Raw genomic sequence first — 13,667 nt, forward strand, 5'->3', positions numbered from 1 at the left:
CAACATAAATAGTATATTTATTTTTGTGTGAGAAAAAATAAATATTATATTTTGTTTTTGCTAAATTCTTTAAGATTATACTACGGTTTTTACAATATTATGTTTTAATAGCGATTTGACTAGCTTTGAGAGTGGCATGGCAATTACGGTTGTGATTGAACCTTCGATTTTTGAACTTAAAAAAGCACCGCCAAGTTGTATCGCATATCCACCGGCTTTGTCCATTCCCTCAGAGCTATTGGCATAAGCTCGCAAAAGTTCTTTAGGACAATCCCAAAAAGTAACTTTTGTAATATCACAATTGGTAATAAGCTGTTTATTGGGGAGAAGAATAGCAAAAGAGCTGATGACTTCGTGGGTGTTGCCTGCGAGTTTGCAAAGGATATTATAGTTGTCTTCAGCACTTGTTGGCTTCCCGATAATTTCTCCATTATAATGAATAAGTGTATCGGCGGAAATAATAGCTGCTTGTAATAATTCTTCTTTGTTGCTGAGGTTTGATCTTTGAATATCCTCTGAAACATAATTGGCTTTTTCGGTGCAACAACGAATAGAATAACTTGTGGCCTCTTCGTTTATATTTGGAAGAACTTCGGTTCTTGGAGCTATTGCTTTAAATTTAAGACCCAGATTATTTAAAAAATCTCTGCGTCTTAAAGAGCCGGAGGCTAAGACTATTGGCATATTGTTTTTTAAAAGAGTCAACATGTTTTTATCCTTTGTTTTTAGTCTGTTATGCGTTTAAATAATAAGGCTTTACTTAGCAATATTGTATTTTAGCTGAATAAAAACCATTGCAAAACTTGGTTTTTTGTATTTTTGTAATCGTTTTATGCCCTGTATCTACATAGCATAAAAGCTCTTAAGACACAAAAATTTAATTTTACAGGCATTAATTTGATTTTATATTTTCTGAGATACACGGGTAAACTATCCGAAAAGCTCTATTCGCTTTCTTTATGCGTGTTTTTTGAAGTGTCTTTTCACAAAAACCACTTTGAGACTATTGCGAAATAGTCTTGAATCTATAATGCACTATTAAACAAATATAAGCAATAGCCTTTATTTCTGTTCTTTCTGTTAATAAAGACTTTTGCTTTTTATTATTTTGGTCTAATATTTTTGAGAGAGTTGACGATATGATTTTTGTTCCTAAACTTTTCTGATTTTTTTATTATTTTGCCCTAAAGTTTTTAATATGAGGAGACGATAAGAAGATTAAGGAGAAGTTTAACGTGGAAAATAAGTCGTTCTATATTCGTAATATGTTACAACATTATGATCGCCAGTTGATTAATGGTCGTCGTATTGCTCGTTATCGCAATGACTTATATGGTTCAGAGATAAAAGATGACGTTAAGCTTAAGCAAGAAAAACGCAGACAGCTTGTTGAAAGGGTGGCAAAAGAGATTATTGAAAATATTTTAATGGCGGGAGACGAAAATTCTATTGTAAAAGAAGTTCGAGAAACTCTTGAAAAAGAAGTTGGTCTTAGACTTACCTTTAAGTTCCCTCCGCTTGGTTATGATATTGAAGTATTACAAGAAACACCCGAAGGCAATACGCCTTTAAACTTTGATGCGAAACATAATTTATTAGATCGTTTGTGGAGAATTACTCTCGAAAAAGTTAATGCTACAATGCTATGATTTAAAACCATTTGCCAGCTTGGTATTAAATTTGCTTTTACATATTTTACTTGTCAAAAATTTGTTCTGATCACGAGTTGATTTCACCTGGGGAGGTGTATCATGGAAATCAAAAATTATATCAATGAATTTAGTCCGTTGCGTGCCAGTCTTGAAAAAATGGAATTGCAACAAAGAAAAGCTGCTCAAGCTAAAACAAATAACTCAGGCTCAAGCGATAAAGTAAGTTTATCGAGCGAAGGTCGTTTGCGTACCGAAGCTTTTCAAGCTGCTATGAGTGCACCCGAAGTCAGGGAAGCAAAAGTTGAAGCAATTCGCAAAAAAATAGCTGATGGAACTTATACTGTTGATACTAAAAAGATAGCCGAACGTTTATTAACTGAAGAAGCCGAACTTTTTAAGATATAGTTTTTTGTTTTGTTTATTTTAAAGCTAACGTCGCTTTTTAAGTTTTAGATTATTTTAACTTAAATGGTTGCGTTAGTTTTTTTTTGGCATTATTTTTGCTTTGTTTTGACAAAGGGGTAAAAACTGCCTTGTTGATTTGGCAGGTGTTTTATACATCAATACAATAAGTATGTAATAAGCGTATAAAGACAGTTTAAAAAACTTATTATGATTGTATCAATTTTAAATGCAATCGTTAAACAGCCCCACACTATATTAGTTGATAATATAGCAGAATCAAGGAGTAACAATGAGAAGCAGTTTTTTGAAAATAATGATTTTATGTTCTGTCTTGATGCCTTTTAATAGCCAAGTTTCAGCACAAACCGAGGTCTTTGGTTCTTCCGGGCAACAAGTACAAAGCGGAGACAGAACTCAAGTTGATCCGGGTGCCGTGGTCAGCACAGACGGTAGCGTTCGTGCTCATATAAACGGAGTAAGGACTACGGCGAATATTATAGATAGAAACTATACCGGTTACTTTTTGCCTGATGGCAGGGGCGGAGTTTTATTTCAACCCGGTCAGGAAATTAAACCACTCAACCCAAGATATATTGATGCCCGTGAAATTAAGTTAAAAGTAAGAGAGTTAGCGGAACAATTAACTCAAGATTTACCATCAAGCTTACAAAACAGCGTAATTTTACCAACGGCTTTTGTTACTCAAGATAATTTTGATATGACTTCGTCTTTTGGGCGTTATATTGCCGAACAACTATTTTTTGAGTTTAATCAACGTGGAATGAATGTTAAAGAATATCGCCTAGATAAAAGTATTCGCATGACAGAGGGAGTTGGTGAAAGGGCTTTATCTCGTCGTAAGAAAACTAAAGCAATCAATAGAGCAAATACGCTTGTTGTTGTAGGTAATTATTTTTCCACGAAAGATGCGGTAATGTTGAACGCCAGTTTGGTTGACGGAAAAACGCAGTCAATTATTCGCTCTGCTAATTTGGTTTTTGAACAAACTCCGGTGAGCCGTGCAATGATCGCAAGACGTAGCAGTAGTGCTCAGGCGGTGGGCGTTGGCATAAGAGCCTTTCCAAGACCGGCCCCAAAACAGACAACACCAAATGCGTCTAGTCCTTTTGACCTTGGTCAGGATATTCATTAAGGGAGCAACCAATGTATAAAAAAATCTTATTAATTCTAGGGTTAAGCTGTTTGATGTTTTTAACGGCTTGTTCCAATACTCCGAACAACTTAACATCGCTGCCTTATAGCCCTGAAACGGTTACCAATATTGAAAGAGCCAGAACCTTTGCGTCAGAAGGGCGTTATGAATTGGCAAAAGAACATTACTTGCTCGCACTTAGTGCAAATCGTAACCCTGATCTAAATGATTTATTAGCAGAAGAACTACATTCTGTTGACCTTATGATTAAAACAATGCGTTAAAAAATGTCTTAAAATTGTTAATGCGTTCAAAAAAAAACGAACAATCAGCGGAGTTTTATATGTCTTTTTTCTCATCTTCACGAACATCTTATTTGGCACTGGGAATTTTTACAATACTTTGTGTAACAATGGGATTTTATTTGATTTTAACCAATGTTCAAAAGGTAGGAGCAACTGATGCTCCCATGCAGGAAATTCCAAATTTTGGAATAGTTCCTAAAGCCGGTTCAGCGTTGGCAAGACAAATAGACCGCCAAATTTCAGGCGGTATGGGTAAATCTGAAGGCGGCGGAGCAGACGGTTTTTCAATGATTGTTACCGTACCTGCCGATATTAATAACTTGGAACAAACAAACCCCTTATCTCGTCAAGTTGCCGAAGAAATGGCTCGTTGGTTTGTTCAAGCCGGTTACCACGTTAACGACGTGCGTATGGGGTCAAATGTTTTGATTGATCCGGAAAAAACAGAATTGATACTATCTCGTAAAGCTTCTTTGCTACGTTCCAATAGAGCGAATGTAATGGGCGTTTTAGTCGGAACTTATACGACTACTCGTAACAATATCCGCTTTAATGTAAGAATGGTGCAAGCAAACGGAAATGAAGTTTTGGGTATGGCGACTGTTACTATTCCTCTAGATCAAGAAGCCAGAGGGCTTTTGGTGAATAGAGACGGAGGCGGAGCTGCAATTATGCCGTCTGTTTTAACAAGACTGCCTTTAGCTGATTCTTCCAAACCATAATTTTGATTAAATAAAAATATAAGAAGCCACGGTATTTTTTTACTGTGGCTTTTTTTACGATTTTAATTCATGAACGACTTTTCTTGTTGAAATAAAACAGTTCCGTCAAAATCAAAACAAATTAGCTCAAAGTTCAAAGCAAGGTTATTTTTGTTTTTTTCAGAAAAAATTATTTTTGAGGCATGGTTAAATGCAGATGATCCCACAAATTCAATAAGCCTTTTGGCAATATCTTGGTTGCTTTCTTTAATATAGACAAGAGCTTCTCTTGCCGTATTGGCAGTTTTTATTTTTTGCTCAAGTATTTTAAGGTCTTGTTTGCACGCCATTTCATCAGGACTATTGATTGGTTCTTTGATGATAGAACTTAACTTATCGGTTAAAAAGTTTAATTCCAAGTTATTACGATGGGCGTGAGTATTTTCAAAACCTTGAGCTAATTTAACTAGTTTACCCCAGAAACATGCCCAAACTATTTTTTTAAAGCCTTGTGAGGCAGACTCTTTTAACGCCGAACCGACATAATCGGCGGCTTGAATAAAGGCTTGAGGAATTAATTCCGGGTATTTTTTTTGGATAAGTTCTTCACTGCGTCTGCCCGTACACAAAACCACAGTTTCCGCACCGAGGGCTTTATTTACTTTTAGTGCCTGTATTATTGAATGTTCCCAAGCTTCATGGCTAAAGGGTTTAACCGTTCCCCTTGTGCCTAAAATAGAAATTCCGCCAACAATGCCAAGCTTTGGGTTAAGTGTTTTTGTTGCGATTTGTTCGCCGTTTTCAACGCTGATTATCGCCACCAAGCTTGAGAAAGCTTCTTGGTGTTCTCTTTGATTGTCTTGAGCTTTGTCGTTTGTAAAAAAAGAGTCTCTAACTTCGCTCAGAGTTGCCGCAATTTGCATGCGGGGATCAGGGTTAATCGCCGGTTCTCCGACCTCAATCGGTAAACCCGGCAAGCTTGCAATGCCGACTCCTGTTCCTGCAAATAGAAATATATTGTTTTCTAAACAGATCGGGCGACTTTTAGCTCCGTTTTTTTCGGCTTTTTGTTGTATTTTATCTAAATTTTCCGCAGGAGTAGCTTTTAAATCAAGCTCAAACAAAAAAACTTTTGCCTCTATTTTGGCATTGTGAGTTACATCAGGGTCATCACCACCGTCTTTAACAACAGTTGCCGAAGCGATAAAAGTTCCATCTTCCAAATTTTCACAGTGAACCTTATGAATAGGAATTGTTAAACGCTTTTCATTTGCCGGAATATATACAAAATGATTTTGCTCTTTAAAAACTTCCTCTTTTTTTAGAGTAAAAGGCGGAACTAAAGTTGGATATTCCTTAAGTTGTTTGTGATAAAACAAAGCCCAAGCGGCGGCTCCGGCGGCGGCAGAACTCGCTGTTCCCGTAGTAAAACCTTCTTTCAAGTTTTTTTTATTTTTTTTTGTGGTGTCTTTTTTGGCGGGTTGAGTCGAGTTTTTTTCCATAAGCTTTAGTTAATCCATTTTGCACGCAAAAGAGCGTCAAGCTTAGTCCAGAGTTTTAAATATAAACCTCCGCCTTCCATGGGGTGGCCGAAAAGTTCAAGGCGTTTTGCCTGTAATTCTGCTAAACGTATGGCTTCGGGGGCAGTTTTTGCTAAAGTTCCGGCGAGGCGTTCAGCCAATAAAAGATGCGTAACGTTTTTATGAAATAATTCCAAATCGGTTTCAAATTCGTGTTTTAACTCAGACCATTTTTTCAACATGGCTTGACTGGGTTCTTCTGATAATAAAACCGCCAAAGCAATTCGCAGGTTATTCATATTTGCTCCGGGTATTCCGGTTTTCCAACCAATAAGCCAACTTGAACGCTCGTAAAAGAGATAATGTTCAAAACCCAAATTAAATAAATCTTGGATTATCAACCGTGCTTTTTCCAATGTTTTTTCATGCCAAACAAGTGGCATTTCGGCGATATTCCATTTTTCTATAATATTCTGCCCTACTTTTAACTCGGCTAGTTTTTCCAAAAGATGTGAAAAAAACAGATTTGCCGAGGGGGAAGCCGGCGTTTCCAAGTGGCTATAACTTAAAGTATAAGAACCTTGTCCATATTTTCCATGTACAATACAAGGTTGCTGTTGCATAAAACCGCTACCGATACAAATTCCGTATTCTTTTTCCCAAGCCTGTAAAGTCCCTTTTGGAAGAGAGCTTAAAGCGAGGTCGGCGACTCTGAAATCTGGTCCGGCACTATTGTAAGCGGCGAGAACTTCAACTTTTGATTGGTTTATTGGGTTATTTTGATTGAAATTTGTGTGGCTTGTGTTTGTTCCAAAGCGTCCGGGATACCAAATCGGTAATGGGGAACAAGTTTGGCTTGCGTCAGGTGCGTTTTTTATTGTTTTGGGAACAAGTTCATGTTGATGGTTTAAATCAGTGAGCATATAGCCACTTACCAAATGTTGCAAACGGTCGGCGATAGTTTCACGTTCCCAAGGACAAAGCCCCAAAGTGTTTTTATTGTTTAAACCAAGCCCGGCTCCACCGCAAAAACCTAAATAATTTCCGCCTGTTGCAACAAAGCTTAAGATCGCCTGTTTACCTGTTTGACCCAAAGCTTGGCTTTTTAATCTGGCTGTTCCGCCGGGAACTATTAATAAGTTTGGTCTCTTGTCAGAGTTCAATTCTTGGGTTATTTCTTTTATTGAGACAACTCTAAAGGGAATATCAAAGGCTTTGAGGGCGTGGATCACCAAGATTCCCCAAAGTTGCGATGCGTCCCACAAAACCCAACATTTTGACGGTTCAAACAAAACTATTCTCCTACGCGCCGTATTCAGTACAAACTTTTAACTTGTTTTCTATCTTAATCATATAGTTTGAAATAAACAAGTATAACCTGAACTTAAATAAAAAAGGATCGTGGCATGAAATTAGCTTTAGAGACCACAGATTGGCGTATTCCACTACTCTTTCAAAAAGGGGTAAAAGTTAAAATAATTGCGGGGAAAACTCCGTACCAGGTTATCACCCAAGACTTTTCACTCGCCCCGAAGTATCTTGAAAAACACATAGAAGCGGTTTTTTTGCAAGGACACCCCTTAGACGATTTAACCCTAAACCTTGTATATGAAGATAATCGTCTTGTATTGGCAGACGGTTTACCCGGAATTTCAGGTATTTGCATGAGACGAAAAAGCCCGCTTAAAGACTATCGTTCTGGGATAAGTCAAGAGACAATGCAAAACTCAGGGCAAAATTCAGGGCAAAGCTCAAGCAAGGATCAGGGCAAAGACCAGGGGTTACACCAAAACCGTTTCGCAAACGAAACCATTCAAATAGAGTTAGCTCTTTTTGGTTTAGCCCAGAGTCTTTATTCTCACTTTTTGAAAAAAGGAATATATTTGGAAGCCAAGCGTTTGAAAGAACTTATTAATGATGCCGAGCCTCAAGACTATCAACAAATTTTGTTAGATGATAAAAAATTGACTCTCGAAGAGTTAAAAACAGCCTTGAATTTTTTAGACGATAATGACTTGGTTGTTGTTTCGGGTTTATAAAAAGTTTTTTTAAGCCAAAACGTTTGCAACACTCTATTTTGCATAAGCTTTGGAGTATTTTTTAGAAAACCGACTAGCGTTTATTCTTTAATAGTTTCAAACCCTTAAATCTTGCGTTTTAATAATACCAAGCTCTCAAGATGACTTGAATGAGGAAACATATCGAAAACTTCGGCTGAAACAAGCGTATACTTTGATTTGAGATGATTTAAGTCTCTGGCTAAAGTGGCAGGATAACAAGACACACAACAAATATATTGCGGAGCAAGCTGAAGCAATTCTTGACAAAGACTTTCTTTTATACCTGTACGAGGTGGGTCTAAAAAGACTAAGTCAGGTTTTGTCCAAGAGCTTAAAAGCTTTTTATTTTTTAATGTGGTTTCAGCATTTGCCTGTAAAAACGTGCAGTTATCGAGATTATTGTTTTTTGCGTTTTCTTTGGCATGAAAAATAGAGGCCGGAGCGAGTTCCATTCCAAATATTTCGCAAGAACAGTTTTTTTCTTGAAATGCCTGAGCAAAACTTAAGGCAAAAGTTCCGACTCCGCAATATAAGTCCCAAATTACCGCCGAACTTGGCAATAAATCCAGACACAAGTCTTTGGCTTTGTTGATAAGCAGATTACTAAGACCTGTATTGGTTTGCATAAAAGAACGAGCGTCAAACTGTAAAGTTATATCACCGAGTTTTTCTTTTAAAAGCAAAGTCCCAAAACTTTGGACGATTTTTTCACCTTGGGCAACAGAGGCTTTGTCGGCACGCACGGAATGGATAAAGCCAAAGCTTAAACTATCGCCATATTCTTGGGCTAAAACATTAAGCAATTTAAGCCCTAAGCGTTTAAATAAACTTGCTTCTCTAAGATGAAACGGAGTTGTGATTAATTCGACCAAACATTGTTTTTGTTCAGCTTGTTCTGTTTGCAAACATAACTCGGGTTCACGCACGACCAAATGGCGCAACAAGGCTTGAGCCTTGGCATGATCTTGTTTAGGGTAATGTTTTGAATTATTTTTTTTATCAAAATTTTCTACCCAAGCGTTTAATCTGTGCCCTTTTTTAACTTCTTCATCAAGCCATTCTCTGGTTAATTCCAAAATTCTCATGGTCAAAGGCGTTTGGAGTTTGCAATCGGTAATTTCTTCCACGTTGTGTGAAAATCTTTGTTTTAAACCGACTAAAGGGCGTGATTTCTTTTCATCTTGTTCGCCCTGTTCATTCTGTGTGTTGTTGGAAGCTTCGGAAAAGGCAAATTCCATTTTGTTACGAAAAAATTCACGCTTTGGAGAAGCCAAAGGTAGTTGTAGATTAAGCTTGTCTATTTCTTGGTTGGTGTATTTACCAATACGAGTTAAGCAGTCAATAAATATTTGTTTCTTCCAGAATAATTGTTGATTATATTCAAGTGTTTGCCAGTCGCAACCACCGCAAGCTCCAAAATGCTTGCATAAAGGAGCGCTTTCATGTTGGCTTGGTTTAATAACCTGCATAAGCTCTGCTTCGCCCATTCTGGGTTTAAGAACGGTGATTTTTGCCAAAACTTTTTGACCCGGAAGAGCTTGCTCAACGAAAAAAACCATGCCGTTATATCTGGCAACGCCACGTCCGCCTACTGCCAAAGCGGTAATATCAAGTTCTATCATATCGTTTATTTGAAGCGTTGTTGTTTTATTTTCAGTAGTTATATTCATCATATTGCTCTTTGCGGTTTGGGAAACAAGGTTTAAAGGGAATTAAAATTAAAAAAAATTTAAGTGTTAATTATAGTATATTTATTCAACTCTAATAAAGTTTATTTTTGTCTTTTGAATTGCATTATAAATATAACGAAACCCCTACATTTTTATAAACGCTTGTTTTTACACAACGTTTAAACAATGTAGGGGTAAAATATGGGGCGAATGATGGGGATTGAACCCACGGCAACCAGGGCCACAACCAGGTGCTCTACCAACTGAGCTACATCCGCCATAAGAGACATCTTTTACACAATAATAAAATTAATGTCAAACTTTTTTCGGATATTTTTTTGGCAAATAAACAAGGGAAAAATTAATTTTCCTGTAAAATTAGTTTTTTTGTGGCTTAAGACGTTTTATGCTACGCATAAAAAGATGCAAAAGGACATAAAACCTAGTCTTGAAATACTCTTTTTATTAATAATAACAAAAAATTGGCTATTTTACCAATAAAGCCTCAAAACTCTTGCTGTGCGGAATATTTAGCTGTAATTCCTCACAATTATGATTAAAGAGCGTAAAAGCAATAACGCTATGAGCTTCTTTATCGACAAAAATTATTTTTGCTTCTATTTGTTGGTGTAAAATTTCTAAAAGTTCACGGGCAAACTCTCTGCAAAACTCTGTGTTGTATTCATTAAACGAACATTGCACCTTAAAAGTATCACCGCTTGTTTCATAAAGCAGGTGAAAGGCATTATATTTAGACAATAATTCCGCCAACTCTTCTTTTAAAACGCTTTCGGTTTCTAAAAGCTCGCTATAACTCAACTCAGGACTATAAATAAAGCTTAAAATCATTTCAGAAGCTGTTTGAGACATTTTTTCGCCTCCTGTCAATCATACTTAATTGTTTTTTGATTTTTATAAACCCCAACGAGAACAAAGGTCGTGTTCAATGCCAAATTGATCTAAAACACGCCCGGAAAAGTTTTGTATCAAGTCATTAAGCTCTTGATTATTATCTGATTTTTGCTTTTCGCTTTGAGGTTTTTGGGTATAAAAAGCCAAACAAGGTGGCATAATTACAGCACCAAGCCCACTTAATTTTAACATATTTTCTAAATGAAGGCTAGAAAAAGGGGTTTCTCTCGGAACAAGAACCAATTTACGTCTTTCTTTCAAGGTTACGTCGGCGGCTCTGTGTAAAAGGTTTGAGTTTATTCCGTGGGCGATACTTGCCAGAGAACTCATTGAGCAAGGGCAAATCACCATTCCCAAACAAGAGCCTTGATTTTTTGCTTTATTGGAATATCCCCATGATCCGCTAGCAATCGCCGCCCCCATATTATTAATTGAGTAAACGCAATCTGCCAGTTGTTTTAGTTTGTCTTCGGTATAATCTTGGTCGTGTTCAAGAGCTAAAACTTGTTTCGCAGAGTCAGAGACAATTAAGTGGATTTGGATATCAAGTTTTTTTAAAGAGGTTAACAAGGAAAAAGCAAAAGGCATTCCGCTTGCACCGCTTACACCGACTATGATTTTTTGCATGGCAAACCCAATTTGCGTCAGATTAAGAATATTGTTGATTAGCGGTTGTTAAGCCGATTAATCTGTTAGTTTATTTAGTTTATTCAGGTAAATTCTTGATTGATATTTAGTTTCTACCTGTGGAACTTGCAACCCGATATGGGCTTCGTGGTTAATTAAAATCGGGCCGCTTAAATTAATTGAAATATCTTCGGGTTTACCTAAGGGAATAGTAACCGTACAAAGTACGGCGACTTGGTCAACTCTTTCTATTTGTAATAAAAGTTGTTCTGCATCACCGACTTTTATTTGATAATCGTTAAAAAAGCTAAAAGGATCACAGACCAAAAAACCAAGCTGTGAGTCTTCCGTGCTTTGTAAAAGCAAGAAAGGTGCATCTTCTTTAAGTTGTAAAAGAGTAAATTCTCTTTTTTCCTCATACCCGATAATACCACGCGGAAAGGTAATTATTTTATCTAAGGTAATAGTTCTTTTGCCTAATCTGGTTTCTATTTCTTTTTTGTTGCTGTTTGCCATAATTCGGGAGCTTCCAAAAGGTCAGAAGGGTTAAATTCAAGTGCTGAACGGTTTTCTTCTTTAATTTTTTGATATAATTCTTCGCGATATACAATCATATCACGGGGCAGTTCTAAACCGAGCTTTACTTGTTTGCCATGCACGCTGAGAATGGTGATATGAACATCATCACCGATAAAAATACTCTCTCCTGCACGACGGGTTAGAATCAACATTATTAGCTTAGCCTTGATTTATAAAATTAACGACAATATAAGTTTAATAAGATAGTTAAACTATTTTGATTTTTTGACCGTTATGAAACATTTTATTGTTCTTGAATAAGATAGCCGTTTTACAGATTTTATCAAGTAAAAAGAGTTTTTTGTTGAAATAAAACAGCATTACATTCGGTTTTTATATTTTTAGACTATTGCACAATAGTCTCAGCAAAAAAAATACGAGAGATAAAGACACAGGTAGGCTTTGCCTGCCTGTGGATTTGGGGGTTCGGGGGTGAAACCCTCGAAATAATATGACACTAGGCTGGCTTTGCCTGCTAGTGCCAGAAAGAAGCTTGCGGGGCGTGGTTCGGGAATATTCCCAAAAAAAGAAAAAACTGTAAAATGAGTGTTTTTACGGCTTAAGACGTTTTATATTATGCACATACAAAGCATAAAACGATGATAAAAGTACGCAAAACGGAGCCTTACAATACTCTTATTTCAAAAATACTTTGTAATAACCTTGGCTCTTAATATGCCCTATGAGATAAAGGGTCGTCTTGTTGGGTTGATATTTTAGTTGAGGCGACAATAAACACGGGGTTATCGGCAACAAAACGCATACCCCCGGCAAGGGCCAAAGCTTGGCTCGTGTTTATATTAAAAACATCGGGGATTACATTAATTTCGTTAAAGCATTCTTGCAATAAAATCAGAGTTTCAAGCAAAACACAAGTAGCAACCAGCCTTCCATTGTCTTTTAAGCAATCCCAAATTTTACGAAATAAAACGAAAGCGTTTTCTTTGTTTTTGCAATTGTTTGGACCAAAACCACCGCCGATAAAAATTCTATCGGGTTGGTTTAGAAAAGTAGGCAAAACTAAACACTCGGGAAAAGTTCCCTCTATAATTTCAAGGTTGGTTGCCGTAAACTTTTTTCGGTTTTCATAAAGGTTTGCCAGCTGTTCGGTTTTTTTCTCAACGGAAATAACCCGACCGCGTGGAACATGAGCGGCAATTTCAATAGACATACCGCCCGAACCGGCTCCCAAGTCCCAAACCAGATGTTGCGGTTCCGGTCTTAAAATGGAACAAGCAACGTTACGGGTCATAAAACCTGACATAACGGCTGTCTTATATGATGCAAACATATAGCTTGGCTGCCCCGGAATCAAAGTAGGGCGAAGCTCCTGTCTCGGTGTTGGTTCAAAAACCAAAATACGTTTACATGCATAACCCGTTATACTTTCCACGTGCAAAAAATCGTTGTTTTGTGCGGTTTCAATGACTGATGCCTTAAAATATTTTTTGGGTATAAAACCTTGAGCTGTTTCTTCAAGCTCTTCGCAAACATGACAAATAAAACAGTCTGCACCACGTTCAAGCATATAATTTGCCACAACTTTAGGTGTAGAAAATCTATCGGTAAAAAGCACTATGGTTTTATTGGTATTTAAAGCAATATCAAATTCGTTCCAACTGTTGCGTCCGTGTAAACTGACAAAAGTTAAATCAGGTAAGTTTAACCCTAAAAACGCCATCAAAGCTTGGATACTTGAAATATTTGGAAAAAATTTTACCATTTCAAGACCAAAATATTCTTTAATGCGTGTGCCTATCCCAAAACACAAAGGGTCGCCGTCTGCCAATACGACAACTTTTTTGTTTTGTTTATAGTGTTCTTCTAAAGTTGAAAAAAAACCGTTTAAATTTTTTGTCATGACAACTTGTTCGGCACTGTGATTTGCAAAATAACTTAGCTGTTCACGTCCGCCCGCCAAAATATCTGCTTCCGCAATAATTTTTGACGCAACGGCGGAGAAATCGGGGTGGCAACCCAATTTAGAATTTTTGACCCCCAGTCCGACAACACAAATATAATTTTTTTCCATATATTATTTACTGCTACAAGGCGATTAAAGTAAGATATTATAATAAATTTA

At 37.0% G+C, this 13,667-nt stretch carries 15 protein-coding genes and 1 tRNA gene; 6 read left to right on the forward strand and 10 right to left on the reverse strand.

From position 1 onward, the window contains the following. Positions 1-75 precede the first annotated feature (75 nt). Positions 76-708, reverse strand: a complete 633-nt coding sequence (locus tag BT999_RS08135) for a Maf family nucleotide pyrophosphatase (RefSeq protein ID WP_072697292.1) — start codon at positions 706-708, stop codon at positions 76-78. A 527-nt stretch (positions 709-1,235) separates the two neighbouring features. Between BT999_RS08135 and BT999_RS08140 the strand changes: the two genes are divergently transcribed. From BT999_RS08140 to BT999_RS08160, 5 genes are all read left to right on the forward strand, one after another. After that, complete coding sequence (locus BT999_RS08140) at positions 1,236-1,649, forward strand: DVU0524 family FlgM-associated protein (RefSeq protein ID WP_143145516.1); 414 nt, start codon at positions 1,236-1,238, stop codon at positions 1,647-1,649. 102 nt (positions 1,650-1,751) lie between these two features. Beyond that, positions 1,752-2,057, forward strand: coding sequence for a flagellar biosynthesis anti-sigma factor FlgM (gene flgM, locus BT999_RS08145; protein WP_072697293.1), 306 nt, complete (start codon positions 1,752-1,754; stop codon positions 2,055-2,057). 289 nt (positions 2,058-2,346) lie between these two features. Continuing rightward, the gene (locus tag BT999_RS08150) at positions 2,347-3,210 is read left to right on the forward strand and encodes a FlgO family outer membrane protein (RefSeq protein ID WP_072697294.1); all 864 of its coding nucleotides are present in this window, start codon (positions 2,347-2,349) and stop codon (positions 3,208-3,210) included. Positions 3,211-3,221: 11 nt separating this feature from the next. Next, positions 3,222-3,494, forward strand: coding sequence for a hypothetical protein (locus tag BT999_RS08155; protein WP_072697295.1), 273 nt, complete (start codon positions 3,222-3,224; stop codon positions 3,492-3,494). Between the two features lie 59 nt (positions 3,495-3,553). Beyond that, positions 3,554-4,237 (forward strand): FlgO family outer membrane protein, encoded by a 684-nt coding sequence (locus BT999_RS08160; RefSeq protein WP_072697296.1) that lies wholly within the window; start codon positions 3,554-3,556, stop codon positions 4,235-4,237. Between the two features lie 62 nt (positions 4,238-4,299). On the opposite strand, the gene cbiD is transcribed toward BT999_RS08160, so the two are convergent. Next, positions 4,300-5,718: a cobalt-precorrin-5B (C(1))-methyltransferase CbiD gene (gene cbiD, locus BT999_RS08165; RefSeq protein WP_072697297.1), complete on the reverse strand. Its 1,419-nt coding sequence runs from the start codon at positions 5,716-5,718 to the stop codon at positions 4,300-4,302. Between the two features lie 5 nt (positions 5,719-5,723). Continuing rightward, positions 5,724-7,028, reverse strand: a complete 1,305-nt coding sequence (locus BT999_RS08170; RefSeq protein ID WP_084650655.1) for a BPL-N domain-containing protein — start codon at positions 7,026-7,028, stop codon at positions 5,724-5,726. Positions 7,029-7,142: 114 nt separating this feature from the next. Between BT999_RS08170 and BT999_RS08175 the strand changes: the two genes are divergently transcribed. Beyond that, positions 7,143-7,775: a hypothetical protein gene (locus BT999_RS08175; RefSeq protein WP_072697299.1), complete on the forward strand. Its 633-nt coding sequence runs from the start codon at positions 7,143-7,145 to the stop codon at positions 7,773-7,775. Between the two features lie 104 nt (positions 7,776-7,879). Here BT999_RS08175 and rlmD read toward each other — a convergent pair whose 3' ends face one another. The 7 genes from rlmD to BT999_RS08215 form a co-directional block, all read right to left on the reverse strand. Further along, positions 7,880-9,469, reverse strand: coding sequence for a 23S rRNA (uracil(1939)-C(5))-methyltransferase RlmD (rlmD, locus tag BT999_RS08180; RefSeq protein ID WP_084650656.1), 1,590 nt, complete (start codon positions 9,467-9,469; stop codon positions 7,880-7,882). 199 nt (positions 9,470-9,668) lie between these two features. Beyond that, a tRNA-His gene (locus tag BT999_RS08185) sits at positions 9,669-9,744 on the reverse strand. A 208-nt stretch (positions 9,745-9,952) separates the two neighbouring features. Further along, entirely contained in the window at positions 9,953-10,336 is a 384-nt protein-coding gene (locus BT999_RS08195) for a hypothetical protein (RefSeq protein ID WP_072697302.1), read from the reverse strand. Between the two features lie 42 nt (positions 10,337-10,378). Beyond that, positions 10,379-11,005: a UbiX family flavin prenyltransferase gene (locus BT999_RS08200; RefSeq protein ID WP_072697303.1), complete on the reverse strand. Its 627-nt coding sequence runs from the start codon at positions 11,003-11,005 to the stop codon at positions 10,379-10,381. Between the two features lie 57 nt (positions 11,006-11,062). Next, positions 11,063-11,521: a flagellar assembly protein FliW gene (fliW, locus tag BT999_RS08205; RefSeq protein WP_072697304.1), complete on the reverse strand. Its 459-nt coding sequence runs from the start codon at positions 11,519-11,521 to the stop codon at positions 11,063-11,065. Further along, the gene (gene csrA, locus BT999_RS08210; protein ID WP_072697305.1) at positions 11,494-11,736 is read right to left on the reverse strand and encodes a carbon storage regulator CsrA; all 243 of its coding nucleotides are present in this window, start codon (positions 11,734-11,736) and stop codon (positions 11,494-11,496) included. The genes fliW and csrA overlap by 28 nt, the downstream gene beginning before the upstream one ends. 518 nt (positions 11,737-12,254) lie before the next feature. Beyond that, entirely contained in the window at positions 12,255-13,616 is a 1,362-nt protein-coding gene (locus BT999_RS08215; RefSeq protein WP_072697306.1) for a bifunctional cobalt-precorrin-7 (C(5))-methyltransferase/cobalt-precorrin-6B (C(15))-methyltransferase, read from the reverse strand. Positions 13,617-13,667 lie beyond the last annotated feature (51 nt).

The sequence above is a fragment of the Desulfovibrio litoralis DSM 11393 genome (assembly GCF_900143255.1).
Classification (GTDB): Bacteria; Desulfobacterota; Desulfovibrionia; order Desulfovibrionales; family Desulfovibrionaceae; genus Frigididesulfovibrio_A; species Frigididesulfovibrio_A litoralis.

Coding starts and splice junctions, on each gene's coding strand:
- csrA (WP_072697305.1), bottom strand. CDS start 11,736: ATGTTGATTCTAACCCGTCGTGCAGGAGAGAGTATTTTTATCGGTGAT.
- BT999_RS08135 (WP_072697292.1), bottom strand. CDS start 708: ATGTTGACTCTTTTAAAAAACAATATGCCAATAGTCTTAGCCTCCGGC.
- BT999_RS08160 (WP_072697296.1), top strand. CDS start 3,554: ATGTCTTTTTTCTCATCTTCACGAACATCTTATTTGGCACTGGGAATT.
- BT999_RS08150 (WP_072697294.1), top strand. CDS start 2,347: ATGAGAAGCAGTTTTTTGAAAATAATGATTTTATGTTCTGTCTTGATG.
- rlmD (WP_084650656.1), bottom strand. CDS start 9,469: ATGATGAATATAACTACTGAAAATAAAACAACAACGCTTCAAATAAAC.
- BT999_RS08200 (WP_072697303.1), bottom strand. CDS start 11,005: ATGCAAAAAATCATAGTCGGTGTAAGCGGTGCAAGCGGAATGCCTTTT.
- fliW (WP_072697304.1), bottom strand. CDS start 11,521: ATGGCAAACAGCAACAAAAAAGAAATAGAAACCAGATTAGGCAAAAGA.
- BT999_RS08195 (WP_072697302.1), bottom strand. CDS start 10,336: ATGTCTCAAACAGCTTCTGAAATGATTTTAAGCTTTATTTATAGTCCT.
- flgM (WP_072697293.1), top strand. CDS start 1,752: ATGGAAATCAAAAATTATATCAATGAATTTAGTCCGTTGCGTGCCAGT.
- BT999_RS08215 (WP_072697306.1), bottom strand. CDS start 13,616: ATGGAAAAAAATTATATTTGTGTTGTCGGACTGGGGGTCAAAAATTCT.
- cbiD (WP_072697297.1), bottom strand. CDS start 5,718: ATGGAAAAAAACTCGACTCAACCCGCCAAAAAAGACACCACAAAAAAA.
- BT999_RS08175 (WP_072697299.1), top strand. CDS start 7,143: ATGAAATTAGCTTTAGAGACCACAGATTGGCGTATTCCACTACTCTTT.
- BT999_RS08155 (WP_072697295.1), top strand. CDS start 3,222: ATGTATAAAAAAATCTTATTAATTCTAGGGTTAAGCTGTTTGATGTTT.